This is a genomic window from Pseudoalteromonas sp. MelDa3, assembly GCF_002863625.1.
Taxonomy (GTDB): domain Bacteria; phylum Pseudomonadota; class Gammaproteobacteria; order Enterobacterales; family Alteromonadaceae; genus Pseudoalteromonas; species Pseudoalteromonas arctica.
The window spans coordinates 1-26,717 of sequence record NZ_PJBR01000023.1; the positions used below are offsets into that span (position 1 = coordinate 1).

Sequence of the window (26,717 nt, forward strand, 5' to 3'; positions counted from 1 at the left end):
GGTTGTAGAATTACTCTTTTTAGGAACGTATTCTACTATTTCAAATTGATTGCTTTTTAACCTTGAACCCATCCGTTCGCTGTGATCTAATAGATATTATTCACCCACGGTAAATCGTTATGGCCAACTACAAGCCTGACTTATCCTGCCAAAATAAATTCATTCCTATCAATTTCGCTGAGCAAATTTTGCCTGGCACCTTTGAATATGCCCTTTGTTATATCGTCGAAAATAAACTCGATTTATCGGGATTTGACGCGTGGTATAACAACGACAAAATGGGCGCTGCTGCGTATCCGCCTTCGGTAATGCTAAAGATTATTTTATTGGGCTATGCACATGGTTTTATCAGTAGCCGTCGGATTGCAAAGGCTTGCGAGCATAATATTTTATTTATGAGTGTGTCGGGTGATATCCAGCCACATTACACATCCATAGCGGGTTTTGTGGCTAAAATGCATGAACAGATTGAGCCGCTTTTTACGCAAGTGCTGATGATATGTGATGAGGAAGGCTTGATAGGCCGCAACATGTTTGCCATTGATGGGTGTAAATTAAAGTCCAATGCGAGTAAAGAGTGGAGCGGCACATTCGATGAGTTAGGGCGCAAAAAAGCAAAACTAGAACGCGCAAGCAAACGTATTATTGAACGCCACCAATCACAAGATGGACTGGGCGAAGAGTTGATAACTCAGGACTTAAAACAAAAAGAAAAGCTGGATAGAAGTGCAGATAAAATCACCGAGTTTTTAGCCACTCACGAAGAGAAAACAGGCAGTAAAGGCAAGCCTGTTAAAAGTAATATCACTGACCCAGATAGTGCGAAGATGACGACCTCAAAAGGGACAATTCAAGGCTACAACGGCATCGCGATAAACGATGATAAACATCAAATCATCCTGCAAGCACAAGCGTGGGGCTCAGTGGGCGAACAACAAACTTTACAGCCAGCCGTTGCACAATTAAAACAGCAGCTTGCTAAACTCAATACAGAAAAAATGGCAGATAAACACACCATCAAATTCACCGCAGACAGTGGGTTTAACAGCGAAGTAAATCTTGAGTTTATGGCGCAAAGTGGGTTCGATACCTACATTGCGGATAACCAATTTAGAAAACGAAATCCGCTATTTAAAGCCAGCGAAACATACGAAACTGAGCAAGAAAAGCGCCGACTAAAACGCAGCAAAGGCAAGCCTCGGTTATTTACCTCAGACGATTTTCATTATGATGAGGCAACGCAAACATGCCGCTGCCCTGCAGGCAATGCCATGTGGCGAAGCGGGGTCAATGTAAACAGCCATAACCAACAATACACACGATTCTGCGGTTACTTAAAAGATTGCAAAGTATGTCCACTACAACAGCAATGTATGCGAAAGCCACCCATTAAAACGGGGCGACAAGTACAGTTTATAAATAATGAATCACGCAAAAAGCTAAGCTATATCGACAAAATGAAAGTAAAAATAGACAGCCCCATAGGTCGACGACAATACAGCAAACGACTCGGGTGTATCGAACCGGTGTTCGGGAATATTACGGTGAATAAAGGCATGAATAAATTGACCTTACGGGGTCAAACGAAAGTGAATGCGCAATGGCAACTGTATTGTCTTGTTCATAATATAGAAAAGCTGCAAAACACGATGCATTAAGAAGGGTAAGCCCTTTCACCCTAAATAAAAGCCACTCAACCACCTTTAATCCCTTCCAAAACGCCAATTAAAACAATATCAAACACTTCTATATTCTGCGTAAAAATACAGTAATCAATTGAACCAAAATAGGAACTCAGCTATGGTTTGTTTATCAATAAAAACAAATTTAAAAACGAGTTAATCTACAGGCTCGTTATACGCACAAAGGACATGTAGTTGAATAACGAAGCTGTTAAACCAAAATACTTAAATTACACTGAGATATTGGGTTTTAAAATTCCTTTAGTGTGGTGTTCGTTAGCTATGTTAATTGGCCTAATATTTCATGAAGTTGTAGAAGCTATTTTAGTACCGCCGCTAACGTTATTGATGGTTTATATTTATCATAAAATAACCAGTTTTTTCCTGAGCTTTCAGGAACACAGTGGGATTTTGAGTGAGAAAGTTTATGGTGTGATAATTAGATTCATTTGGTTTAGTGCTGTACTTGGATTTTTCATATCTCTTTTTAGTGCCGCTTTTGAATCTGTAAACAACGAAGTAAATTTTGAATTTTTCAATGGTGTTTTTAGTATTGTCTATTTTGGTTTTGCTTTGGCAGCGGCTAATAAGTGGGGTAAAACCTATGTTCCCAAACATTAGCGTAATATGTGCGTATAACAAAAACATCAACTGGGAAACTACTCGCTGTAAAGCGCTCGTATTTTCCAGTTATATTAAGCGTTATGTGGCATGGAGTCAGCATTGAGTCAATTTGAACTAATTATAGGGTTGATAATCTGGGTATGGATATTCGTAAGCTCATTTCTGTTTAATTATTTGGAAAATAGTTGCATTGATAACATGCAAAAACATTCAGACTCAGAAATAGAGAACCCAAGTAAAAATTCTTGGATAAACCCTTTTGGTGGTTTTAAAAATTTATTGTTTTTTATTACCTATAAGCCTAAAACTTCTGACTCTACAGGTTTTGTTGTAGCGGCTAAAAATGGGAAAGTATTACAAGCGGTGTACTTCATTCAACTTATTTGTGTTGTTGGTGTATTTATAGCTTTTAAAGCTTAATAAAATTTACAGTACACTGCCACATAACAAGCACTTCAAACGTAACAAAAACAGTTGGTTAGGTTCCGCTTCGCTTCACATTTTAACCAACTATTTTTGTCCGCTTAAGTGGGCGTTAGCACTATCAGAGGTTCTATTGAAAGTTGAGAGTATTCGAGAATGCGAAAACGGTGAGTTTGTAGCAGATATACACCTTGAAAATGGTGAGCACTATTTCACAACCGAATACTTTTCTACTTTTAAAAAAGCAGATGAATGGGTTACACCTTGGTGTGAGTGGGCGAATAAAGTTTCTTTTGGGACTATCGATAGCGTTTATTATATTATTCAGGTACCAGACTCTTGGGCTGGACCACCTAAAAATGCACACCCTTTACATGGGCTATTTATAAAGATTGGTAGATCTAAAAATGTACTCCAGCGTTTACAAAATTTACAAACTGGTACGTATGGCCAATTAATTATTGGCGCATTAGAACCAGGAGGCTCTGCTAGAGAGGCTGAATTACACCAAAAGTTTTCTCATCTAAGAAGACAAGGCGAATGGTTTTCTTGTAATGAACCTCTTTTTAAACATGTTTTTCGTACATGGTATAAAAATAAAATGCTTCCTCCTGAGCACCAAGAGAAAATGCAAATACTTGCGCAGCGTAGTAATGATTACCGTATTATGCGTGATCTAATTGGTGGAGCACCTGATACAGTAAATCCATCGCTTGACGATGAATGGCACGGAACAACTTTTGTAGATCTAGTATATAGTTCTTTGGCAAAGTCGTTAAAATAGTGCTAACAAGACGATCCAATAAGGACAAAAACAGTTGGTTTTGCTCCAGCGTGAATTACAGTGACACCCAACCTAAATCTTGTAATGCTTTAAAAACGCTTAGAGTTAATTACAAGATCTCATTTTTTAATTGAATTTGGCTGTTGGAGTTATTTTACAGTCTCGTTAGTTGCCAAGGATAATAATGAGAACATTTCAGCTTTTAGGTTTTATACTTGCGATTGCCGGGTTTATTTTAGGCTATGTGATGCTAGCCCCAATTGATGGTGAAGCATCCGACGCTTCAGCAGGAGGTGCAGGTATAGGCATTATGCTTGGTTGGTCTGCGTTAATATTAGTGCCCTCTTCAGTAGCATTGTTCAACCATGAAGTAAGAGAACGCACTTATTTCAGAGGCAATTTTTGGCTAAACCTTTGGAAAGTAAACCTAATTATTTCTTTTGGATATATTGCCGTTGTCTTATATTTTGCTTACATATGGTTTAAGGGCAGCATTGGCAATTAATAAGACTTTAAATGCGTAATACCTTTAATTCATTCTTACCTACTAACACCTAACCCAAACTAAGTACTAATAACCATCAGGTTTAACACCATTAGCATTAAACCTGACAGCCCGAACTCAACCAATCAACGTTAATTAGTCGGCATTAAATAAATTTCTCGTACGCTGTTGCGCTGGTTTGCTTCAATAGCAAACAATACCGCGTCGGCTACATCTTGCGGGTCGAGTTTGTCGGGTTTAGCTTCATCAAAAAACGGGGTGTTTACCATCCCTGGTGCTATGGTTGTGCAGCGGCCGTTCCACTCGCTCATTTCTTGTGCTAAGTTTTGTCCAAAGCCATAAGCAAACCATTTAGTTGCACCGTAAATAGAGCCGCCAATTGGCTTACGGCCAGCGGCAGAGCTGGTTAATATAAAGTGACCTTTGTTTTGGCGTAAATGCGGCAGGGTTAATTTAGCAGTCCACAGTAGGGCTTTAATGTTTATATCAATCATGGTTGACCACTCATCGGGGTCGCCTTTTTCGGTGCCTGCGGTTGAAACGCCCATACCTGCATTAGCAAAGGCTACATCTAGTCGGCCAAACTTTTCAATGCCTTTGGTAACTACGTTTTCAAGTGCGGTAAAGTCGGTTGCATCTGCGGCTACGCTCAGTGCGTTATCTGATCCTAGCTCGGCAACAAGTTGGTTAAGTTGCTCTTCTCTACGGGCAGTTAATATGACTTTATGACCGTTGTTTACTAAGGTTTTTGCCGTTGCTTCACCAATGCCACTAGAAGCGCCGGTTATGAGTACTATTTTCTCTTTTGCCATGGTTTTTTCCTTATTAACAAATGAATAAAGGCGCAGCTCAATGCGCGCCATGCAGTTATTGCGCCATGTCAAAATTGACTGATAAATCGTCAGCTTGCGTTAGGCTAATTTGTTTTAGTTGATAAATATTAAAATCAGCATCTATTTGCTCTGCATCGTCTATGTGTGCGCTACATGTATAAGCAAGTTGATAGTTGCCTGGTGTTATGAATGCGAGTTCAAATTCGTATTCATTATCGTCTGCATCAAATACAACATTGGCAGTAGCTAACGGAGCGTTATCAGGCGTTTGGTCATCTATTTCATGAATATCTGTTGGGGTTTGTGCTTGCGCAGAGTAAAGGTAAACAGCATGGCCAAATGATGAATCATCAGCAGCAAGATCAATGTTATCAGTCTCGCAATTGTTTATAAGTGTTTGGCTTACAGTGCCTTCAATATCTTGTGATTCAGAGAGGTTTTGTAAACGCACACCGCGAGGTTTTAAAAATACTTCGTTATTATTTTGTGGATCAACCAATGATTTTTTTAAATCAAACTCTAATACAAACTCGTTGTCGGTTTGATTGAGTGTAAAGCCATCTAGCTGAATTTCGCCCACGCCATCATTACCTTTTCTTTTTACGATAAGCGGTGCAATGCTGCCGTCTTCATAAACTACGTGAGATGTTAAGCTAAGGTTGTTTGTGTCGCCGTTTATTACTTGCGCGCGGATCCACGAATAATCACCTGCAGGTACTTCTTGATCGTCAAGTAATTGAAAAATATCGTCGCCCGTATAGTCTAGTAAATTGACCATTTGCGCTAAGGTGGAATCGTTTTTAGAGCGAGTTTCAAAGCTAACTTCTTCACCTTCTTGGGCTTTAATTGTTATTGAATCAAATACAACGTTAACTTGTTTTAAACCAGTGACTGGAGCGTCGGAAATACCTAAACTAAAAGTTGCTTTATCACTTGTTTGTGGGGTTGTTTCAGCATCGTCATTTGATGAGCCGCAGCCTGCTAAGGCAAAAATAATAGCGCTACTTAATATAGTTGATTTAAAGTTCATGGTTGTTTCCTCTTATTCGATTTGTTAAGTGTATGTATTTAACCCTTAACCTAAATTGAATTAAAAATATGAGAAGTTATAACTTTTAACATGCTGTTTTAAAACGTTTTTAATTTCATCGATTTAATCGTTTTTTACTATATACTCGCGCCACTTCTTTTGAAGTCGGTTTTATTAGATTTAACCATTATTTTGCTGAGTTTCAGCCACATTTATCGGAACAAACATGAAAGATAAACTCTTAGCGTTTTGGCAAAGCCATTCAGAAACAATCATTACTTTAGGATACAAAGTGATTTTAGCGTTGGTGATTTTAGTTGCGAGTGCCTTAATTGCACGCTCGGTTAAAAAAGCGATTAAAAACTCTAAATCCCCATTAAAAAGAGTGGATAGTACGCTGCTTCCTCTTTTATCGAGTATTGCTGGTTATTTAGTTTATATAATTGGCGGTCTATTTATTTTAGATATTTTTGGCGTAAACACGGCAAGCTTAATCGCGCTAATGGGTGCTGCTGGTTTAGCTATTGGTTTAGCCCTTAAAAATACGCTGAGCAATATTGCTGCGGGTATTATGCTGCTAATACTCAGACCTTTTAAAATAGGCGACTTTGTTGATGCCAGTGGCACGCTTGGTACTGTGAGTGAAATAAACTTGTTTACCACTATTTTTAAAACCACCGACGGCCTTTATATAGCATCGCCTAACGGCAAAGTATGGGGTGGCAATATTAAAAACTTTACCCGTAATGGCAAAAGACGAATGGATATAGTGGTGGGTATTTCGTATGCCGACTCTATTGATGTTGGCTTAAATGTACTTAAAGAATTAGCCGCATCAGAGAGCCGATTACTCGCAGAGCCTGCCCCTAAAGTAATGGTAACTTCAATTGGCGAAAGCGCAGTGAACATTCAATTACGTGCGTGGGCTGTTAATGGTGATTATTGGCAAACTGTGTGGGATTTAAATAAACGTGTTAAAGAAGCCATTGAAGGTGCTGGGCTGAGTATTCCGTTTCCGCAGCGTACGCTGCATATATCGGAGTCTATGGCGTCGGCAGTAACTGTTAACAAAGATGCTTAAATATGTATTAACATAAACATAAGCACAAATAAAAATAGCGAGCCTTGGCTCGCTATTTTTGTATTAGCCTTAGTATTGACTGAGGGATTAACCTTCTAATTGAAAGTCGTACACTGAGCCTAAATTTAGTAGCTGCGTTAGCTCATCAAGTGCTTGGTAGCTTTCAGTTAATAGGGCTGAGTCTGCAAAGTCACTTGCGCCTAATTTGTCGCGGTAGTTACGTTTTGCCCAGTCACACAGTTGTGTGTATTTAGTATCAGTTAAAATAACCTCTGGGTTTACTGCAGCAAGTTCTTGCTCGTTAAGGGCCACACGTAAACGCAAGCAAGCTGGGCCGCCGCCATTTTGCATACTTTGGCGTAAATCAAAAAACTGTACTTGGTTTACTGGGTTATCAGCCATGATCATTTCTTCAATGTAGGCGTTAACTGCGCTGTTGCGTTTACACTCTTGTGGTGCCACTAACAGCATTGAACCATCTTCAAGACTCACTAGCTGGCTATTAAATAAGTAACTACTTACAGCATCGGTAATGCTTACTTTATCGGTAGGTACTTCAATAATATAAAATTCTTTATTGCCCACATACGCTTCGCGAATATCTTGCAGTGCCAAAGCTTGGTTTAAAAATGCTTGCTGGTGGCACAGTAATACGTTGGCGTTACCCACTGCAATTACATCGTTATGAAAAACACCTTGATCTATTACGTCTGGATTTTGCTGTAGTAAAATTTGGCTTGAATCTTTTAAGTTATGTAAACGACAAATTGCTTCTGAGGCTTCGAGTGTTTGCCTTGCAGGAAACTTAGCTGGTTTTGGTAATTGGCTGTTAAACGCGCTGGCACCAAATACAAACATTTCAAGGCCTTGCTCGCCGTGGCTGTCACAAAAACGAGTATGGTTTGCTGCACCTTCGTCGCCAAAAAAGCCTTGGTCGGGCAAATGGGTATGATGCGCAAAGTGCTTGTCGTTGTTAAACATAGCTTTTAATAAGCGTGTAGTGGTTGCAGGCTCTAATGAACGATGAAACTTATTATTTAAATTAGCTGAAGTAAAATGTACTTTGCCGTCGGTTGTATCTGGAGATGGCGATACCGTAGCTGCATTTGCTGTCCACATTGCAGACGCTGAATAACACGCGCGTAATAAAATAGGATCTGCTTTAAATGCTTTATGAATTACTTGTGCATCATTACCGGTAAAGCCTAAGCGGCGCAGTACGTTTAAGTCGGGGCGCGCATGAGGGGCAAATACACCTTGAGTTAGGCCTTTGTCGTGCATGGCTTTCATTTTTTCAAGGCCTTGAAGCACTGCCTCTTGAGGATTTGAAAAGCTTGCTGCGTTATTTAACGAGGCAACATTACCATACGATAAACCAGCGTAGTTGTGAGTAGGGCCAACTAAGCCATCAAAATTAACTTCCAAAGCGTGCATACACGTTCCAACTAAAAATTTTCAATAGGGTGCAACAATACAACGCAATAGGGTTGCTTGCAAAGTTATAAACGCAGTGTTTTTACTAATTTTTTGATGTTTTTATATGTGTGGTTTTTTGCAGGGAGCTTCGTTTTTATATTAGGTGGCTAATAAGTAATTAAATAAGGTTTATTCATAAATTTCATAGTGTGCAAAAGCTTAGCCTAAAGTAGGTTTATACATTTAAGCTTTATGCCAAGCCTTTACACAATACGATGCTACTTAACATAGGCGCGTTCTTTATCAGCGGTAGTGCGGGTATTTGTTGGGTCATTAACTTGCCAAACGCTAATGTCTAAACGCCATAAAAGGTAAAGGGTATGGTATAAGTTGAACATGGTTTTTCCTTGGTATTTTCACTGAACACATCAGTTTATAGGAAGAAGTATGCCAACATTAACTTGAATATTTTATGAATAGAAATCAGGTATTTAGTATTTAAGTGTAAATATGTACTAAAGAATTAGCACCAAAGAGGTGAAGTATTTTTAAAATATGCACCAGTGTGGTGTGTTTTTAACAAAAAGCCCTGCAACTATTGGGTCACTTAAATGTGCAAGGCTTTTTAAAAAATACAGTCACTTAAAAAGTAAATTAGCGGCCTACTTTTCCTTTTACTAAAGGCTCGAACGACATTACTTTAAACTTACCGTGGCTTTGATTTTTGCCATTATTAAGTACAGGCGAATTATGTAAATCGTCAACGGTAAAGTATATTTTATGATCGGCTCCGTAACTAAAACCATCAGGCCAGCTTAAGCGTTCGTCTTTAAATAATACTTCGTAGTCGCCAGTGGGTTTAACTACGCCAATTGCGCCATTGGTTATGTCGGTTACATATACGTTACCGCCGCCATCAACAATAATACCATCTGAAATTGGCTTAGTGCCGTAACGCGTAACTTTGTCTTCAAGCGCTTTAGCCGAAAGGCTCTTGTTATTTATATCGCTGGTGGCAATGCGGTAAACCGACGTGCCCGACATAGATCCAAAGTAAAGCCAATCTTCGTTAGGGTCAAGCGTAATAGGGTTAACACCTAAGCGGGCAGGTTGGCCGCCAAGGCTCATTGTACGACCATCAATAACCATATCGATATTTTCGGCTGTGGTGTAATGGCTCTTTTGTAATACTCTGCGTGCGACACCTGTTTTAAGGTTTACCGTAATAATAGCGGCTTGGCTGCCTTGGGCTGTATCGGCAATGTATACAACGCCATGCTTATTATCGATGACTAAATCGTTTAAAAACGAGGTGTCGGTAATGGTCGGTTTAGCCAGATAAATAATTTTGTGCAGTTGCTCTTTGTTTGTATCCCAACCTACTAAGCGCCCAGCGTGATCGGGTCCTGAAGTGTCGAGCATCCATAAAACGCCATCGCTTGATACGTTTATACCAAGCACATCGTAAAAACCTTTACCGTTATTGTACGCGTATGCCCATTCTTCATTAGGGTAGGGCTTAGTTGTACCATCGCTCAAAAGCTCCATAATTTTTTGCTTTTGACCAAAAAAGCCATGTACAGACAAAAACTTTCTGCCCGATGGGGTAATAGCAATATTACCTGGTGGGTGCTGCGCATCAAAAGTTGCTACTATTTTTAAATCAGCATTTTGATTAGCAGTATTAGCAGTATTAGCAGATACGGCGTTGCTACCTAAAAGTGCCGTGCTACACGCCGCAGCTAATAGTAATTTTTTAATATGAGTCATTTTTAAAACCTTTTAAAACACGTTTATTGTTTAAAAATTAAGAGCCTAATCGGCTAAGTCGTTTACTACTAAATCGAGCAGCTGCATCAACTGCTTCGCTTGTGTTGCATCTACACTATCAAATTTACATAAAATATTTTTAGGAATATCGGCTGCTTTTAACTTAAGTGATTGGCCATGCTGGGTTAGCTGCACTAGACGTTTGCGTTTGTCGTGCTCATCTTTAATAACAGCAAGTAATGATTTGTCGCTCATTTTTTTGAGTATTTGGGTCATTGCACCGCCGTCTATCGCGGTTTTATCTATTAGCCCTGCAATTGTTATTTCGTCTTGCTCCCACAGCGCCATCATTACTACGTATTGCGGGTAAGTTAAATTAAGGGCAGCAAGAGGTTCTCTATAGGCACGCGCAATGCTGTTTGATGCCATATATAAGCGATGGCATAACTGATTTTTTAATTTTAATTGCTCAAACGACATGTTTTTCCCTCTATACGATAAATGCATTTTAATTTGCATGCAAAGTATTTGCAATCTCTAATTACTTGATCTATTATTTTGCACACAAACTAAATTGATTTATATTTTAAAACTTTGGAGTTCATTATGAATGTATTACAAAACGTAGCTTACACAGCAAAAGCAACTGCAACTGGCGGCCGTGAGGGCGTAGCTAAATCTGATGATGGTCGTTTAGATGTAAATTTATCAACACCTAAAGGTTTAGGCGGAGACGACGGACAAGGCACTAACCCAGAGCAATTATTTGCCGCAGGTTATGCAGCATGTTTTATTGGCGCACTTAAATTTGTAGCAGGTAGCGAAAAAATAGATTTACCAAGCGACACACATATTAATTCACAAGTGTCTATTGGTGCTATTGAAGGCGGTTTTGGTATTGCAGTAAAACTAGCTGTATCACTAGGTGATATGGATAAAGCTGCAGCGCAAACGCTTGTAGATAAAGCACACCAAGTATGCCCATATTCAAACGCAACACGTGGCAATATTGAAGTAGAGCTTTCAGTTATTTAATAACTAAATAAAGAAAAATTATAAAAGCACACAACGACAATTAGTCGTTGTGTGCTTTTTTGCGTTTAAGGTATAAAAACTAAATATACGATAAAACGTATATTCACTATTCCATATGTTGTTATTTTGTTTTATTGTGTATGCATAAGCACAGTGAGGACAGTATGGAACAATTCAACCCACTTCAATTTTATAAATGCCTAGCGGACGATACACGTTTAAAAGCAATGCTGCTAATTAGCCACGAAGAAGAGCTGTGTGTATGCGAGCTTGTTGCTGCACTTGAATTAAGCCAACCTAAAGTGTCTCGCCATTTAGCACAGTTAAGACAATGCGGATTATTAAGCGACCGTAAACAAAATCAATGGGTGTACTACAGTATTAACAAAGCACTGCCAGAGTGGGCTAAAAATGTATTAACGCAAACGCTTACTGCTAACTCTTCATTTTATCAAAACGATTTAACGCGCTTAAACGCTATGGGTAATCGCCCTGAACGTGCAGCTAGCTGTTGTAACTAACTAATAAATTAACTTATTAAAGGTATTTAATTATGACTATTAAAGTAGGTATTAACGGTTTTGGCCGTATGGGACGTTTAACACTGCGTGCAGCAGTTGATTGGCCAGAAATAGAGTTTATTAAAGTAAATGATGTAGCGGGCGATGCTAAAACACACGCACATTTAATTGAGTTTGACTCAGTGCACGGACGCTTAGCGCAGCAGGTTACTAGTGATGATAATAGCTTTAGTGTGGGTAAACACACGATTGCAGTTACCAACAACAAAACCATAAATGAAACTGATTGGTCAGATTGCGATGTAGTAATAGAGGCCAGCGGTAAAATGAAAACCACTGAGCTGTTAAATCAATATTTAGCGCAAGGTGTTAAGCGCGTTGTAGTAACAGCACCAGTAAAAGAAGACGGTATTTTAAATGTAGTAATGGGTGTAAACGATGACCTATATAACCCAAGTGAGCATAAAATTGTTACAGCTGCTTCTTGCACAACTAACTGTTTAGCGCCAATAGTAAAAGTACTCCAAGAAAAAGTGGGTATTAAGCACGGCTCAATGACCACTATTCACGACATTACTAATACCCAAACGATTATAGATGCCCCTCATAAAGATTTACGCCGTGCGCGTTCATGCGGTACTAGTTTAATACCAACAACAACAGGCAGTGCAACAGCCATTACGCATATTTTTCCTGAGCTTAAGGGTAAATTAAACGGCCATGCTGTGCGTGTACCTCTTACTAACGCGTCAATTACCGATTGTGTTTTTGAGCTAGAGGGAGGTGTTACACAAGATGAAGTAAACACTTGGTTTAAAAATGCTGCAAATAACGAGCTAAAAGACATTTTAGGCTACGAAGAAAGACCGCTTGTATCTATAGATTATAAAACAGATCCACGTAGTTGCACCATAGATGCGCTTTCAACTATGGTAATTAACAATACTCAGCTTAAATTATACGCTTGGTATGACAATGAGTGGGGTTATGCAAACCGTACCGCTGAGCTAATGCTTAAAGTTGCACAAAGTGATGTGGTTTAATCTCGTTTAAAAAGGTTTAAATTCATGCTTGCGCAGTTAGCTAATTTACCAAGCTCTATAAAACAATATTTAATAATTACCGGTAATTACTGGGCATTTACCCTTACTGATGGCGCACTAAGGATGCTGGTGGTGCTGTATTTTCATCAGTTGGGTTATGGTGCATTTGCAATAGCCATGTTGTTTTTGTTTTATGAAATTTTTGGCGTAATCACCAATTTAGTAGGTGGATGGCTAGGAGCACATCTAGGGTTAAACAAAACCATGAATGTAGGGCTTGGGCTACAGCTTGTAGCTTTGGCCATGCTTTGCGTTCCTGGAGATTGGCTAACCGTTGCCTATGTTATGGCAGCGCAAGCACTGAGTGGCATAGCTAAAGACTTAAATAAAATGAGCGCAAAGAGCGCCATTAAGTATTTAGTACCACAAGACGATGCAGGGCAAAGCCAATTATATAAATGGATTGCCATACTTACAGGCTCTAAAAATGCGTTAAAAGGAGTGGGCTTTTTTTTAGGTGGCTTGCTACTTACCGTATTTGGTTTTGTGGGGGCATTAATAAGCCTAATTGCTTTACTTAGTGTTGCGTGGGTTATTAGTTTAATTTTTTTAAAAGGCGATATTGGTAAAGCTAAAAACAAACCTAAGTTTAAAGAATTATTTTCTAAATCGCGGGCAATCAACTTACTTAGTGCAGCGCGTTTATGCTTATTTGCGGCGCGCGATGTATGGTTTGTGGTTGCATTGCCGGTTTACTTAGCCGCTCAGTTTAACTGGGATCACTGGTGGGTAAGCGGCTTTATGGCTTTGTGGGTAATTGCTTATGGATTGGTGCAGTCGCAAGCACCGCGTATAACAGGGCAAAGTGATTCAAACTCACATTCAGTCAAAAAAGCGTATTGGTGGGTTGCTCTATTAAGTGGCGTAACTGGCATTTTAGCGTTGTTGATGCAATTTGATGTAGCGGTACATTTTACGCTTGTAATCGGCTTACTTATTTTTGGTGGTGTATTTGCTGTAAATTCATCGCTGCACAGTTACTTAATAGTAAGTTTTGCTAAAAATGACGGGGTGTCCCTCGACGTTGGTTTTTACTATATGGCTAATGCAATAGGGCGCTTGCTTGGTACGGTGCTTTCTGGCTGGGTTTTTCAAGTGTATGGGCTTAGTGCATGTTTATGGGTGAGTGTGTGTTTATTAATTGCGGCCTCAATCACAACGGCACGCTTAGCTAAACTTTAAAAAACTCAACATATTGTATTAAATTCAGTTTCTTTAACGATATTCATAGCTTCGTTGGTTAGATCTACTAAACTATATCAGTAGTTTTAATTTAAGGGTGAGATGAATGCGGGAAATATCGCTAGCAAAAAAATTACTTTGGCTTACTGTCGGAAGTATATTTATCACTGTATTAGTGCTTTCGAGCATTTTGTGGTGGCAGTTATCTGCAAGTAATACCGAACTAGCAAGCAAGTCAGAAGATTATATTGTTGCTGAAGTTGAAGAAAAGTTGAATGCAAATGCAGCAATATATGGTGAAAAAATAGCGGGCTTTATTAACGAAGCTTACCGAGTGCCATACTCTTTAGCTGCGTTATTAGGTGATGCTGCTAAAAGCGAAAGCCTTAGTCGCGATACAGTAGTGAGTATTAATCGCTCTATTTTAGAACAAAATAGATTACTATCATCTATTTACTCTCAGTTTGAACCAAATGCGTTTGACGGACAAGATTCAAATTTTACAACCGGCTATAAGCACTCGGTTAATGGCGATGGTACGCTAGAAGTTTATATAACACGCGATCAGAATAACGTGATTGAGCAGCAAAAAGTAGCTAATGCCGCTGATAAATATATTACCTCACTTAATGAGTTCGGCATTCGTGAAGCGCATTGGTACTTGTGTGCAAAAGACACACTCAAGCCTTGTATTATGGAACCGTATTTATACGAAATCCCATCAGGCGATTCAGTAATGCTTACCTCATTAACAGTGCCTATTTTAAAATCGGGTCAGTTTATTGGTTTAGCGGGTGTTGATTTAACACTGCCGACCTTTCAGGCCATGACTGAGGAACTTTCTAAACAGCTTTATAATGGCCAAGCTAAAGTAACCGTGCTTAGCGATATTGGTTTAGTAGTGGGAAGTAGCCATTATAAATCTAAATTAGGGCGCCCATTCAAAGAAGCTGTTAGTTCTAACTTGTTTAAAGAGCTTGAAAAATTTAAGGGCCAAAAAGGCATATTTAAAACATCATCTGAGTACTTAGTTAATTACCCTATAAATATAAAGCTAGCTAATAGACAGTGGTCTTTACTTATTGAAGTACCTAGTAACTTAGCTTTAGCGGGCCCTGATGCACTGTCACAAGATATGGCCGATACTGCAAACGATTTAGGCGCGATGATTTTAATTACAGGTGCTGTTATTGGCGTTATTGCATTTTTAATAATGAAATTTGTTATTGGTAGCGTGGTTGCGCCTCTTCAGCAAATTCAACAACGTGTAGATAACTTAGCAAGTTCTGAAGGCGATTTAACGCATACACTTCATGTTGAAACTCATGCAGAGCTAATTGCTTTAGCTGGTGGCTTTAATGCCTTTTTATCTAAGTTACGTATTTTAATTACAGAACTTAAAGATGTGTCTGATCAAACCAAGCAACAAGGTGAAATAGCGCAGCATATAGCTATTGATACTAAGCATAATGTTCAATCTCAATTTCAAGAAATTGAAAGTGTGGTAACGGCTATGAACGAAATGAGCGCAACAGCACTCGAAGTCGCCAGAGCATCAGAGCAATCAGCCCAACAAGCCGATGAAATAAACAGCTTGGTAGTAAGCAGTGAATCGAGCTTATCGTCAGCAATGACACAAGTTAAAACAATGTCTGAAGAAATTAAAGAAGCTAATCAAGCCGTTGAAAAAGTAGCTTCGCGCAGTAAAGACATTACGCAAATATTAGATGTAATTCGTACTATTTCAGAACAAACAAACTTACTTGCACTTAATGCAGCTATTGAAGCTGCGCGCGCTGGTGAACATGGCCGAGGCTTTGCCGTTGTTGCTGATGAAGTACGTGCACTTGCTTCTAAAACGCGTTCATCAACAGATGACATAAGCCAGTTAATTGATAGCTTATTATCTGAAGTGGGTAATGCGTCTACCGTTATTGAAAAAGGCGTAGTACGTGCGCAAAATGCTGTTGATGAAACATCAGTAGCTTTTGATGCTCTGCACAGTGTTGTCGTTAAAGTTGATGAAATAACCAATCAAATTACACATATTGCAACCGCTGCTGAAGAACAAAGCTTAGTGACCGAAGAAATTAACCGTAATTTAACGCTTATATCTGATGCCGCCTCGCAACTTGCTGACTTATCTACACAAGCAGGGGATAGCAGCGAAGCGCTTAACAAACTTGTTGCGCAGCAAGACTCAGAGCTAAATAAATTAAAAACATAATACTTATTAAGTATTCAGATAAAATAAAAACGGCAGTAATTTAATTACCGCCGTTTTTTATTCAAATTATTGATTGGAAGGTGTTTATAGGCTTTTTATGATCTTGAACATTTGATTGATCATAGGCTGAGCAAGAGACTCTACACCTGGGCGATTAAAGTAACCACGTAACCCAGTAAATTGAACTTCAAAAAAACGTGCATATTCTTGCGCTGATATATTATTACTCAACTCACTGTTTTCAATTGCTTGCTCAAAAAGAATCGAAAGATAGTTTTCAAACTTATCAGCTAAATCTAAACTTAGTTGATATAAATTGCTATCTTTATCGGCAAACTCGCAATTAGCTTTTACCAACATGCAAATAGCACTCGGTGTACTTTCTTTCTTTGTGACGACATCCTCAACAAAAGCACGTAAACCACCAAGAATGCTGTCTGATGTAGATAGGCATTCTTTAATCTGGCTTTCCATTTGCACTGTGTAGTCTTTTAGCGACTCAATATAGAGGCCTTCTTTTGAACCAAAAGCAGAATAGATACTTCCTGGGCGCATGTTTACAACATCTTGTAAATCACGCGTCGAAGTTGCATGGAAACCCTTTTCCCAGAATAGCTGACTTGCAAGGCGGACAACTGTCTCGCGCTCAAACTTCACCTTATTAACCATGTTGTTTCTCAATTAATTTGAACATTTGCTCAATTTTAACTTGAACAGTCGCTCAAAATCAAATATTATGTGTCTCGAAGTTACTTAAACCTAATTATTTATTGGAGCTAAACATGGCAGAATTTACTTTATACACAGCAGATAACGCACCTGAAGAATCAAAATCTTTAATGGCTGATTCAGTAGCTGCATTTGGTATGGTACCTAACTTACACGCAGTGATGGCTGAAGCACCAACATTACTTAAAGGTTACCAAGTACTGCATGAGCTGTTTCAAAAAACATCGTTCAATGCAGAAGAGCTTACAGTGGTATGGCAATCAATTAATGTTGAGCACGCGTGCCATTACTGTGTACCAGCACACAGCGCCATTGCTGCGTCAATGAAAGTTGACCAAGGTGTTGTTGATGCACTTGTAAATAAAACACCACTTGAAAATCCTAAGCTAGAAACTCTTCGTGAAACAACACTAGCAATGACACGTGAACGTGGCGTGATCAGTGATGAGCAAATCGAAAAGTTCTTTGCAGCAGGTTACGGCAAGCAGCAACTACTTGAAATTATTGTTGGCTTATCTCAAAAAGTAATGAGCAACTACACTAATCATCTTGCAGATACACCTGTAGATGCACCATTTAAAAAATTCGTAAAATAATTTACAACTTTTAAAGAGTGAAATAACAAAAAGGCAGCCTAGGCTGCCTTTTGTATTTATAAATCGCAGCTATTTAAATTTAACCACTTTTGTACTGCGGGTATAAGTACGGCTTTCAGGTTTAGTCCACTCACCCTTTTTAAGATAAGAGGTCGATACAATAAATTTATCGTCTTTCAAATCACTAGTCGATTTAACCTTTGTGATCCCATCTTTGCTGCCTGTTACATCTTCATAAGCGACAAACTGAGTAGGGCTTAATACCTTCATAATCCCTTTTGTATAAAATCCTGCGGTGGTAAAGTAGTAAAATACGAGTGACTGCTTTTTAGTATCGTAAAAAATCATCGACTCGCCACCATACTCACCTTCATTAATTGAGTGCATAGTGTGTATAGCCTTACCATTTAGCGCGCGTTCCCATCTACCCACATCTTGCACAGGTTTTGCACCTTCAGGTACTTTAAAGTCTGCTTGCCACGTTCCTAAGTAAGGTTTAAACACTTCTAGCTCTTTATCAAGGTTACTGGCAGTTTCATTAGCAAAGCTACTAAATGTGCACAAACATAATACTAAGAATAGAGATTTAAAATATGTCATAATTTGACTCTTGTTGTTAGGTTTTTATAAGCCCAGTATAGGTGATAATTAATTGATAAAGAAAATATTAATAACGTTCTCATTACTTTATTTAGCTGCCATTTGGCTGGCTTACCCACTGCAATACTTACCCGTTTATATACCAATATATGTACCTGGTTATATAAGTGTATTAAGTGCTATAACCTTTTTAATGTACGCGTGGGATAAGCGACAAGCTAAACGCTCTTCACATACAAAAGTAAACCGCACACCAGAACGCACACTGCAGCTTCTTGCATTATTTGGAGGATGGCCAGGGGCATTAATTGCTCAACAATTACTTCGTCATAAATCGCAAAAGCGACGTTTTATTATTGTGTTGTGGTTATGTGTTTTAATTAATGTGGGATGCAGTATTGTCGCTATTTATTTTCCAGATTTATTGTTAGGTTAACGTATAAATAGGAAAAGAGCTTTTTATGACCAATACAAGATCGGCCAGCGTGACTTTAACGCTTATTTTATTTTTATTAATACCAATGCAAGGATGTGCAGACATGTTTGGTTTTTTTAATAAACAAGACGTTACGTTGTCGTTGCCTGTAAAAGGCAGACTATTAAACAATGATGAACCTCAACAGGGCATTAAAGTAACAAGAGAGCTGATTTATGGTGATACTTATATTGATGAAGCCATAAGTGATAGCAACGGCTACTTCTATTTTAATGAAAGAACAATACGAAGTTCAAAGCCTTCAAATATGTTTTTTAATAGCTCTTTGCTACAGAGTATTTATATTGAAAACAAAAAAGATGAAGATTCAATATTATGGTACGCCACAATACAGTTCACCGAAGAGCAAGCACTGCTGTCTGATATATTAAATAACTTTGAATGCGAACTTAGTGAAGCGGCTATAACGTACGATATACCGATAAAAAACTCGGGGCAATTTTATACAGTTTATACACGTTGTAAGTTGTAGAAATTAGTGAGAAGTTTGATAAAGCCACTAATGTGCATCTATTAGTGGCTTTAATATGACGATTAACGTTTTAACTGTGCTTCTTTTTGGTTTAGTAAACGAATTATAGGGTTTAGCTCTAATATTTTACTTTTCAAAATATAACCAATAATTAGTCCAGCTATAAAGCCACCAATATGCGCACCATAATCAATGCCATCAGGACCTGTTACTGCACCAAAAATATTAAATCCTAACCAAATAGCAAAAAACCATACTGCAGAAAGTTTCTTCTGATAAATTACAAACATAAAAGTAAGGCTTGCGTGTCTAAACCACATTAAGTACATGCCAAATAAACCTGCTATGGCACCACTTGCCCCCACACCGGGTATATTCGACATTGGGCTTACAATGTAGCTTGCAAATGATGCGAGTAGTCCACAGGCTAAATACCACAACAGAAAGCGTTTATGACCTAAAACATCTTCTAAGTTATCGCCAACTATATATAAAAAGTACATGTTGCCGACTAAATGCATTATAGAGCCATGTAAAAATACGCAAGTTAATACAGTCCATAACTCATTACCTTTGCTTAAATCTGCAGGTGTCATAGCAAAGTTATCAATAACATAGCTAAATGAGCTTGGATTTAAAAAATAAAGTGCAAAAATCAATGTATTTAAAATAATAAGGCCGCGAGTAACCCAAGGCGTTTTTTGTGGTTTAATATTATATTCAACGGGCATTTGAGTTAGAAATTGGAACAGGTAGGTTTTCCAACTTACTTTTTGATTTAGCTCGCCTAAACTCGCTTTTATTTCAGGGCTTTTTTCTACACTTTCAAGCTCATCTTTATCAATCCATGTGCCATCGCAGTGTCTACAAACATCAATTTCGGTATGAAAAGCTTCAAGTAAATGAAAGCGTTCTAAACTTTTTTTACAATCAGGACAGTCAAGCTCAGAAATCCCTAATGGCTCACCAAAGTGAGTTTCAAATTTATCTCCTTCAGGGCCGTCATTTATTTCTGAAATCATCCGGTTTACTTCATTTTTTTCGAACCATAAACCGCCACACTCACGGCAAATATCTATTTCTTCACCTTGATAATTGGTTGCTTCTAATGGATGGTCTTTACAATGAGGGCAGTTCTTAGTTAGCATTTTCAAGTTCCTTTAACGAACCAACAGAAATATCATTCTGCTGTAATTCCATTTTTAATTGTTTAGCGCTATTTTTTAATGCTGGTAGTGTTTGAGTTTTAATTAAGTTTGTTATTTTTGCTAATTCGATAGAGGCTTGCTTAGCAGACATTTTGCGATTTATTGCGGCATTAATGATAAAGTCGGCTCGAGAATAAAACCGACGTATTTTAGTTAAAAACTCACTCGGTGTTTCAAGCGTAGTAGGAGAAAACTGCATGGTTTTCCATATATATTGCTCAAGTGTGGGTTTAAAAAACTCCATCTCTGATGTTGGAGGACTCTTCGCTAAGCGTTCTGCATACTCAGCTACCGTGTTTGCATTATCATTAACTTCGTCATAAAGTGATGTACGTAAATAGTAGTTATCTTCCATCTTGCTAAATGAATCAAACTTAAGTGCTTGTTCTAAACCGCTTTGGGCCGCCAGAAAAACACCAAATACAGTAGAAATAACCATAAAAAATTGATTTAACCAAAAGCCTGTGCTTTTTAGTTCTTTATGATCGACCGTTTTAAGGGCTTGAGTGAATTTTTGAGTAGCTACAGGTGGTTTTGTATTGTTTTCTGGGGTGTGATTAGTTGGTTCCAACAGCTTGTTCCTTGAATATTTGCTTCCTTTTAAGGTGCACAAGAATACTTAAAAATTAACCAGTTATCAATGCTCCTACCAACATTGAATATACTTTTTACATATATACGTATATTAAAGAAACCACTCGAGTATAGCCTTTCCCTTAAATTTTAAATTGTTTTTTAAATCATCTCACGATCCAACTAAACGAGAAACATCATAGTTCTATATTAATGAATAGAGAGTTTTTGTAGTGCCGGAGGCTATTTTGTTAGCAAAGTAAAGTATTACCAATAAATGGACTAAAAAGTCCTTCTTTAATAACTCAATAATGAGGCGTAGTTAGCTTTTATATTTAAGGCGTTGTTGGCTCAACTCCTAAGAGGGGTATTTATTTTTGTTATACAAAAGTGGAGAACTTTTTATACAGGCAAAGACTATGTATTTAAAAGCACAGCACCACTTTTATTCTCGCCTAAATGATCATCTTTATTGTAAATTGGACAACTTTTAAGTGATAAACAACCACATCCTATACAGCCGTCTACTTTGTTGCGCAGGCGTTGCATATGCGCAATTCGCTCATCAAGTTGCGCTTGCCAATGTTTCGAAAGTGCTGACCAGTCTTGTTTTGTTGGTGTGCGGTTGTCGGGTAGGGTAGCTAAGGTGTTTTTAATTTCTTCGAGCGTAATTCCCATCGCTTGAGCTGCTTTTATTACAGCTACACGGCGTAATACATCCGGTTTATAGCGTCGTTGATTACCATTATTTCGCCAGCTCTTAATTAAAAACTTAGTTTCGTAAAAATGAAGAGTAGATACTTTTACACCACTTCTTTTTGCTACATAACCAACGGTTAGGTTGGCCTCAGTTAATTTTTTTTGTCCTACTGACATTATTTTAATCCTTTAGTTGACCTCAATATAACTTAAGGTTTTAAGCTTCATTCAACATTAAAAAAGGAGCTAACTAAATGCAACAAAAACTTGAGCGTAGTACGGTTATTGTTTATTCAAGCGCACGTAAAAATGGTAATACACAGGCGCACGTTAACGGATTTGCAGAGCAAAATAATGTGCGTGTAATATGCTTAGATGATTACAAAATTGCGCCGTACTGCTATAACAAAAACTATAAAAATGATAATTTTTACGCTGTGTTTGAAGCACTTTTAACGTATGACCATTGGGTGTTTGCTTCGCCAGTTTATTGGTACAGCACCACAGTACAAATGAAATTATTTATTGATAGAATAACCGATTATATGGACGATGAAGCATTAAAACCTAAGCTTCGTAGTTTACGTAGTAAGCATTTTTCAGTGCTTTCGAATGCGTCATCAAGCGAAGCTCCCGCCTGTTTTGTAGATCAGTTTAAAAATACGTTTAGCTATTTAGGTATGCAGTTTATTAACCACAACCATAAAAGTACCCAAAAGGTTGCTTAAATTGCAGCCTTTTTTGGTTGTCTCTGGTAGTTTAGTAATACGCTTAAAAAACAAAGGATAGTTTAATGAAATATTTACTATGGTTAGTACTAATTTTTAGCCCGTTTATTAATGCTAATGAGCAACCAATTAAAGGGTTTGGGAATTATTACAATGTTCCTCAACATGATGAAATAAATGACTCTACGGTATTTAAAATAGCCTTTGATGTTGCAGATGGCGCTAAAAAAGGTGAGCAGAACAATTCAATGAACTCACTTGCACGTTTTATTAATATGCATGTAGCACACGGTGTAAAGCCAGATAACATTCAATTAGCGTTAGTTGTGCACGGTAGTGCAAGTGTTGATGTGTTAGCTAATAGCGAATATAAAAAACGTTTTGACGCTGACAATAAAAACCAAGCGTTAATTGAGCAGCTACTTGCTAATAACACTAAAGTGTATGTTTGCGGGCAATCGGCTACTCACTTTAAAGTAACGCCAGAGCTTTTAATTGATGGCGTAAAAATGTCACTTTCTGCGATGACAGCACATGCTCAGTTACAACAACAAGGTTATACACTTAACCCATTTTAATGACTCAAATGATAAAAAATATACTCTGCTTTGGTGATTCTAATACCTGGGGATTAAACTCTATAACGGGTAAACGCTTTGATGAAAATACCCGTTGGACATCGCTATTAGCTAAAAATTTAGAGTGTGCTTTTGCTATTATTGAGGCGGGGCAACCTAACCGCACGTTAGTGCATAACCCGCCTTTTGATGGTGTGCTGAGTGGTGTTAGCTATTTAAAGCCTTATTTAGAGGCGCATCGAATTGACTTTATTATTATTGCCCTTGGTACAAACGATCTTAAAAAACGTTTTAATTTAACACCTAGTTTAATAGCAGATGGCTTAAATGATTTAATTAACTCAATACATAGTTATTATCAGAAAAGTAGTACTTTAAAATCACCTAAAATTATTATTGCTAGCCCACCTAAAATAAGAATTACCGAGCAGTATTCGCGTATTTATGAAGATGCAGATATAAAAGCAACAGAGCTCTCTAGTGCATTTAAAAGTGTTGCGGCTAATAATAAATGTACCTTTATTGATTTTAATACATTTATTAATGTAACAACCGGTGATGGGGTTCACTTTGAAAGTAATCAGCATATAACTGTAAGCACTAAAATCACTCAACTGGTTCGAAATTTGCTCAACAATTCTTGAATCTATCTATTTGAATTTAGTACGACTTATGTAATCATCTAAAAAAAACGACATAAATTAACAACTTCGAGATGCTATGAAAAAGTACCAACAAAAATCTATTATAGCCATTTTAACCGGAGGGTTGGTATTTGTAGCTGGCTGTTTTATTTTGCTCAACTTTGCAGCTCAACAATTAACAGCACAAACAAAATCTGATGCTGAGTATATTCTCACTCATATAGAAGGTGCAATTGCAGAGAGGCGTCGAATACTTACCCCATTAAATAAGCTTGCGTTTAAACAGTGTGACAACACAACTCTTCTTGAGATGCGCCGCGCTTTATTTGATGCAAAATATGTAATTGATATAGGCTTTTTTAAAGGTAACCAGCTAGTTTGCACTACGGGTGCAGGCTTATTAAGTAAACCAATTAACGACAAACAGCCTGACTTTATTCGAGATGATGAACAGGTGAGGGTTCGTTTTGAGCCAGAGCTTTATCTATTATTATTTAGTGAGCGCCCTATGGAGGTAATTATAGTCAGACAAGGGGACTATAATTTAATTATGCAGAGTACGCCTTTTACCAACATTGGAATTACTGCGCCAGATTGGGAAGTTATTTATAAAACACCAAATGCTTTGCATCATTTAGCAGGTAAAGAAGGGCTATATCAGCAGGTAAAAAGTAATATTTTTTTTCCTTACGAAACTAATTCAGTTTGTAGTTCTACAAGTAGTCAATATTGTGTAGTAGTGCGCTTACCTTGGAGTCTGTTTTTTTCTAATAATCACTTATTATTAATAATTTCGTTAATTTTAACGTGTTTAGCGGGCATATCGAGTGCGTTAATAGTTGATGCGAGAATTGCTGCACGCCGCTCTACCAATCAGCGTATTCGTAAAGGACTTAAAAAGGGGTCATTTTATTGGACTTACCAGCCCATTATTTGTTTGCAAAGTGGCAAGCTGATTGGTTGCGAGGTACTTGCACGTTTTGAAGATAAGTACGGAGCTTTATTTCCTGATGAGTTTATTCCGGTTATCAGAAAAAATAATTTAACATGGACTTTTACTGAAGCAATGATTGCAACGGCAATAAAAGAGTTAACCTCTATAGAGGTATTGCCAGAAGGCTTTAAAGTGTCGCTTAATATATTTCCGTGTGATGTAGAGCTGGGTAATGTGTCGTTACTGCCGCAAATTACAGAGCTTACCAACTCACGCTTTATTATTTGTTTAGAGATAACTGAAGACGAATACCTTGATACAAGTATCGCGCATGCTCATTTTAGAACCTTGGTTGAGTCGGGATTTAACTTATCATTAGATGACTTTGGTACGGGTTACTCAAATTTAAGAAACTTACAAAATTTGAGTTTTCATCAACTAAAAATTGACCGTACATTTGTACAAGATATAGCCACTGAGGGCTTAAAAGCCTCTATGATCCCAAATATTATGGAACTTGTGCATAAGTTTAATTATACCTGCGTAGCAGAAGGGATTGAAACTACAGAGCAAGAAGCTATTTTAAAAATGGCGGGGGTACATTACGGACAAGGTTGGAAGTATGGCAAGGCCATGACCGCGTCTAAATTTAAAAATTACATAGCTAATCAACATTTTTAGATCTCAGCTGCCATACTAAGCGTATCGTTATGAAATATAAAAAATATTAGGTTTATTATGATCAAATTAATATTAAGTGCTTTTGCATTTTTACTACTTAGTGCATGTACAACACAATACCCAAACCAACAATTAACAGGTAAACAGTTTCCAAGCATTAGTGGCGAAAGCTTAGAACAAAATATGGTAAATATACCTAGCGACTTTAAAGCAGATAAAACACTACTGCTTATTGGTTACAAACAAGATAGCCAATTTGATATAGATCGTTGGTTAATTGGCTTAGATATGGCAGGCGTTACGCTTCCTACTTACGAGCTACCTACTATTGCGGGCATGGCACCACGCATGTTCAGCACATTTATAGACAGCGGTATGCGCAAGGGCATCCCTAAAGAATTATGGGGTGGAGTAATCACTATTTATAAAGACGGTGAAGCGGTTCAAAAATTTACAGGTAATGAAAGCCCGAATAACTCACGTGTTGTACTTATAAATAGCAGCGGCGAAATTTTATATTTTTATGACCGAGGTTTTTCGGTAGATGCGTTAAATAAATTAAAAGCGAGTATAGAATAATTGATCCTAAAAGTTAGTTTAGGCTAATGCATATTTAAGGCTTTATAAGTTACTAATCCGATCTGTTATTTATCTTATAAAAGCAGTTTTTAAAATGAAATAAATGATGGTTATATGCTGATTTTATTCGTCTTTATTTATTTTAGGATGAAATATAATAATATCGCTTTAATACCAAAATCTGATTGTAAGTTGTATTTGGTTTCGGTAATGTGGGGTAAATGTTTCAAGGACGAAATTTATGCTAGATAAAAGCTCAGTATTTGTAAAAACAACATTTCAAACATCTTTTCACTCACATAATTACACCGCTATTTTAAGAACGCTTCAAGCATTGTTTAGTGATGTTAAAATGTATGATGCTGTGCCTAAAACTGAGCAGCGAGCTAATTATGATTTGTTTTTAATCGATGGTGCTAAAAGCAAATGGCAAGACCTCATTCCTGCAGATCTTATTTGTTTAGCTAAACACTATAACGTTGTCATTTTTAATGTTGATAGAGAAGATGTATGCGAGCAAAACTTATTGCTTAACCATTTTAATGGCGTTTTTTATAAATCAGATGCACCAGAAGATATTTTTAAAGGATTACTTCGGGTTAATACTGGCGAGCTTTGGTTTACACGCAAAGTGATTTCAAAAGCATTTAACGATATTTTAGCCGTAGCATCATCGTTTAATAGCCTACACGACGACATCGAATTAAAGCAGGACGATTACGATCATTTAACAAAGCGTGAAAAGTCTGTTATTCATTTAATTGCACAAGGTGCGAGTAATCATACAATTGCTGATAAACTTAATATTAGTGACCATACTGTAAAAACACATCTTTATAGCGCGTTTAAAAAAACGAACTCACGCAATCGAGTAGAACTTGCTAATTGGGCTCAGCGCTATATATCGGTTTTGTTGCCAATGGCTAAATAGTTTCTTTTAACTAAATTTAATACTCCTAAAGTAATAAAAGCCTAGCTATGCTG

The 26,717-nt window shown here is 37.7% G+C and carries 30 protein-coding genes; 20 read left to right on the top strand and 10 right to left on the bottom strand.

Going from position 1 to position 26,717, the window contains the following annotated elements; genetic code table 11:
• Positions 1 to 119 precede the first annotated feature (119 nt).
• The 5 genes from CXF89_RS06765 (at position 120) to CXF89_RS06790 (ending at position 4,018) form a co-directional block, all read left to right on the top strand.
• Positions 120 to 1,658, top strand: coding sequence for a transposase (locus CXF89_RS06765; RefSeq protein WP_121954162.1), 1,539 nt, complete (start codon positions 120 to 122; stop codon positions 1,656 to 1,658).
• A 219-nt stretch (positions 1,659 to 1,877) separates the two neighbouring features.
• Positions 1,878 to 2,303, top strand: coding sequence for a hypothetical protein (locus CXF89_RS06775; protein WP_121954164.1), 426 nt, complete (start codon positions 1,878 to 1,880; stop codon positions 2,301 to 2,303).
• Between the two features lie 102 nt (positions 2,304 to 2,405).
• On the top strand, positions 2,406 to 2,726 hold the full coding sequence (locus tag CXF89_RS06780) for a hypothetical protein (protein WP_145990803.1): 321 nt from the start codon (positions 2,406 to 2,408) through the stop codon (positions 2,724 to 2,726).
• Between the two features lie 136 nt (positions 2,727 to 2,862).
• Positions 2,863 to 3,513: a GIY-YIG nuclease family protein gene (locus CXF89_RS06785; RefSeq protein ID WP_024591548.1), complete on the top strand. Its 651-nt coding sequence runs from the start codon at positions 2,863 to 2,865 to the stop codon at positions 3,511 to 3,513.
• Positions 3,514 to 3,697: 184 nt separating this feature from the next.
• On the top strand, positions 3,698 to 4,018 hold the full coding sequence (locus tag CXF89_RS06790) for a carbon starvation protein CstA (protein ID WP_121954165.1): 321 nt from the start codon (positions 3,698 to 3,700) through the stop codon (positions 4,016 to 4,018).
• 131 nt (positions 4,019 to 4,149) lie between these two features.
• Here CXF89_RS06790 and CXF89_RS06795 read toward each other — a convergent pair whose 3' ends face one another.
• Both CXF89_RS06795 and CXF89_RS06800 read right to left on the bottom strand, forming a co-directional pair.
• Positions 4,150 to 4,830, bottom strand: coding sequence for an SDR family oxidoreductase (locus tag CXF89_RS06795; RefSeq protein WP_121954197.1), 681 nt, complete (start codon positions 4,828 to 4,830; stop codon positions 4,150 to 4,152).
• A gap of 55 nt (positions 4,831 to 4,885) precedes the next feature.
• Entirely contained in the window at positions 4,886 to 5,881 is a 996-nt protein-coding gene (locus CXF89_RS06800; protein ID WP_121954166.1) for a DUF4382 domain-containing protein, read from the bottom strand.
• A gap of 226 nt (positions 5,882 to 6,107) precedes the next feature.
• Between CXF89_RS06800 and CXF89_RS06805 the strand changes: the two genes are divergently transcribed.
• Positions 6,108 to 6,962, top strand: coding sequence for a mechanosensitive ion channel family protein (locus tag CXF89_RS06805; RefSeq protein ID WP_121954167.1), 855 nt, complete (start codon positions 6,108 to 6,110; stop codon positions 6,960 to 6,962).
• A gap of 87 nt (positions 6,963 to 7,049) precedes the next feature.
• On the opposite strand, the gene astB is transcribed toward CXF89_RS06805, so the two are convergent.
• From astB to CXF89_RS06820, 3 genes are all read right to left on the bottom strand, one after another.
• Positions 7,050 to 8,396, bottom strand: a complete 1,347-nt coding sequence (gene astB, locus CXF89_RS06810; protein ID WP_121954168.1) for an N-succinylarginine dihydrolase — start codon at positions 8,394 to 8,396, stop codon at positions 7,050 to 7,052.
• Positions 8,397 to 9,032: 636 nt separating this feature from the next.
• Complete coding sequence (locus CXF89_RS06815) at positions 9,033 to 10,148, bottom strand: L-dopachrome tautomerase-related protein (protein WP_121954169.1); 1,116 nt, start codon at positions 10,146 to 10,148, stop codon at positions 9,033 to 9,035.
• Between the two features lie 45 nt (positions 10,149 to 10,193).
• Positions 10,194 to 10,628 carry a MarR family winged helix-turn-helix transcriptional regulator gene (locus CXF89_RS06820; protein ID WP_121954170.1) on the bottom strand — a complete coding sequence of 145 codons (435 nt, stop codon included), beginning with the start codon at positions 10,626 to 10,628 and terminating at the stop codon, positions 10,194 to 10,196.
• A 126-nt stretch (positions 10,629 to 10,754) separates the two neighbouring features.
• Here CXF89_RS06820 and CXF89_RS06825 point away from each other — a divergent pair, with 126 nt between their 5' ends.
• The 5 genes from CXF89_RS06825 (at position 10,755) to CXF89_RS06845 (ending at position 16,216) form a co-directional block, all read left to right on the top strand.
• On the top strand, positions 10,755 to 11,183 hold the full coding sequence (locus tag CXF89_RS06825; protein WP_024594483.1) for an organic hydroperoxide resistance protein: 429 nt from the start codon (positions 10,755 to 10,757) through the stop codon (positions 11,181 to 11,183).
• Between the two features lie 164 nt (positions 11,184 to 11,347).
• Positions 11,348 to 11,704, top strand: a complete 357-nt coding sequence (locus CXF89_RS06830) for a metalloregulator ArsR/SmtB family transcription factor (protein WP_121954171.1) — start codon at positions 11,348 to 11,350, stop codon at positions 11,702 to 11,704.
• 32 nt (positions 11,705 to 11,736) lie between these two features.
• Entirely contained in the window at positions 11,737 to 12,747 is a 1,011-nt protein-coding gene (locus CXF89_RS06835) for an ArsJ-associated glyceraldehyde-3-phosphate dehydrogenase (protein ID WP_121954172.1), read from the top strand.
• A gap of 24 nt (positions 12,748 to 12,771) precedes the next feature.
• A complete protein-coding gene (gene arsJ / locus CXF89_RS06840; protein ID WP_101163124.1) occupies positions 12,772 to 13,989 on the top strand; it encodes an organoarsenical effux MFS transporter ArsJ in 1,218 nt (405 codons plus the stop codon).
• Positions 13,990 to 14,095: 106 nt separating this feature from the next.
• The gene (locus CXF89_RS06845) at positions 14,096 to 16,216 is read left to right on the top strand and encodes a methyl-accepting chemotaxis protein (RefSeq protein ID WP_076924348.1); all 2,121 of its coding nucleotides are present in this window, start codon (positions 14,096 to 14,098) and stop codon (positions 16,214 to 16,216) included.
• 84 nt (positions 16,217 to 16,300) lie between these two features.
• On the opposite strand, the gene CXF89_RS06850 is transcribed toward CXF89_RS06845, so the two are convergent.
• Complete coding sequence (locus tag CXF89_RS06850; protein ID WP_121954173.1) at positions 16,301 to 16,885, bottom strand: TetR/AcrR family transcriptional regulator; 585 nt, start codon at positions 16,883 to 16,885, stop codon at positions 16,301 to 16,303.
• A 113-nt stretch (positions 16,886 to 16,998) separates the two neighbouring features.
• Here CXF89_RS06850 and CXF89_RS06855 point away from each other — a divergent pair, with 113 nt between their 5' ends.
• Entirely contained in the window at positions 16,999 to 17,541 is a 543-nt protein-coding gene (locus CXF89_RS06855; protein ID WP_076924346.1) for a carboxymuconolactone decarboxylase family protein, read from the top strand.
• Positions 17,542 to 17,610: 69 nt separating this feature from the next.
• On the opposite strand, the gene CXF89_RS06860 is transcribed toward CXF89_RS06855, so the two are convergent.
• On the bottom strand, positions 17,611 to 18,141 hold the full coding sequence (locus CXF89_RS06860) for a hypothetical protein (RefSeq protein ID WP_121954174.1): 531 nt from the start codon (positions 18,139 to 18,141) through the stop codon (positions 17,611 to 17,613).
• A 52-nt stretch (positions 18,142 to 18,193) separates the two neighbouring features.
• Here CXF89_RS06860 and CXF89_RS06865 point away from each other — a divergent pair, with 52 nt between their 5' ends.
• Both CXF89_RS06865 and CXF89_RS06870 read left to right on the top strand, forming a co-directional pair.
• Positions 18,194 to 18,577, top strand: coding sequence for a DUF1294 domain-containing protein (locus tag CXF89_RS06865; protein WP_121954175.1), 384 nt, complete (start codon positions 18,194 to 18,196; stop codon positions 18,575 to 18,577).
• Between the two features lie 25 nt (positions 18,578 to 18,602).
• The gene (locus CXF89_RS06870) at positions 18,603 to 19,109 is read left to right on the top strand and encodes a DUF6795 domain-containing protein (RefSeq protein WP_257983185.1); all 507 of its coding nucleotides are present in this window, start codon (positions 18,603 to 18,605) and stop codon (positions 19,107 to 19,109) included.
• Between the two features lie 62 nt (positions 19,110 to 19,171).
• On the opposite strand, the gene CXF89_RS06875 is transcribed toward CXF89_RS06870, so the two are convergent.
• From CXF89_RS06875 to soxR, 3 genes are all read right to left on the bottom strand, one after another.
• Positions 19,172 to 20,257, bottom strand: a complete 1,086-nt coding sequence (locus CXF89_RS06875; protein ID WP_121954176.1) for a rhomboid family intramembrane serine protease — start codon at positions 20,255 to 20,257, stop codon at positions 19,172 to 19,174.
• On the bottom strand, positions 20,247 to 20,888 hold the full coding sequence (locus tag CXF89_RS06880; protein WP_121954177.1) for a hypothetical protein: 642 nt from the start codon (positions 20,886 to 20,888) through the stop codon (positions 20,247 to 20,249). The genes CXF89_RS06875 and CXF89_RS06880 overlap by 11 nt, the downstream gene beginning before the upstream one ends.
• A 419-nt stretch (positions 20,889 to 21,307) precedes the next feature.
• On the bottom strand, positions 21,308 to 21,766 hold the full coding sequence (gene soxR, locus CXF89_RS06885; RefSeq protein ID WP_121954178.1) for a redox-sensitive transcriptional activator SoxR: 459 nt from the start codon (positions 21,764 to 21,766) through the stop codon (positions 21,308 to 21,310).
• A gap of 77 nt (positions 21,767 to 21,843) precedes the next feature.
• Here soxR and CXF89_RS06890 point away from each other — a divergent pair, with 77 nt between their 5' ends.
• The 6 genes from CXF89_RS06890 to CXF89_RS06915 all read left to right on the top strand — a co-directional run bounded on the left by CXF89_RS06890 (position 21,844) and on the right by CXF89_RS06915 (position 26,664).
• Positions 21,844 to 22,317, top strand: a complete 474-nt coding sequence (locus CXF89_RS06890) for a flavodoxin family protein (RefSeq protein WP_121954179.1) — start codon at positions 21,844 to 21,846, stop codon at positions 22,315 to 22,317.
• Between the two features lie 65 nt (positions 22,318 to 22,382).
• Positions 22,383 to 22,895, top strand: coding sequence for a DsrE family protein (locus tag CXF89_RS06895; protein WP_121954180.1), 513 nt, complete (start codon positions 22,383 to 22,385; stop codon positions 22,893 to 22,895).
• An 8-nt stretch (positions 22,896 to 22,903) separates the two neighbouring features.
• Complete coding sequence (locus CXF89_RS06900) at positions 22,904 to 23,539, top strand: SGNH/GDSL hydrolase family protein (protein WP_121954199.1); 636 nt, start codon at positions 22,904 to 22,906, stop codon at positions 23,537 to 23,539.
• 76 nt (positions 23,540 to 23,615) lie between these two features.
• Positions 23,616 to 25,154: an EAL domain-containing protein gene (locus tag CXF89_RS06905; RefSeq protein WP_024598522.1), complete on the top strand. Its 1,539-nt coding sequence runs from the start codon at positions 23,616 to 23,618 to the stop codon at positions 25,152 to 25,154.
• A 57-nt stretch (positions 25,155 to 25,211) separates the two neighbouring features.
• Entirely contained in the window at positions 25,212 to 25,733 is a 522-nt protein-coding gene (locus CXF89_RS06910; RefSeq protein WP_121954181.1) for a hypothetical protein, read from the top strand.
• 241 nt (positions 25,734 to 25,974) lie between these two features.
• The gene (locus CXF89_RS06915) at positions 25,975 to 26,664 is read left to right on the top strand and encodes a response regulator transcription factor (RefSeq protein ID WP_121954182.1); all 690 of its coding nucleotides are present in this window, start codon (positions 25,975 to 25,977) and stop codon (positions 26,662 to 26,664) included.
• Positions 26,665 to 26,717: the final 53 nt, after the last annotated feature.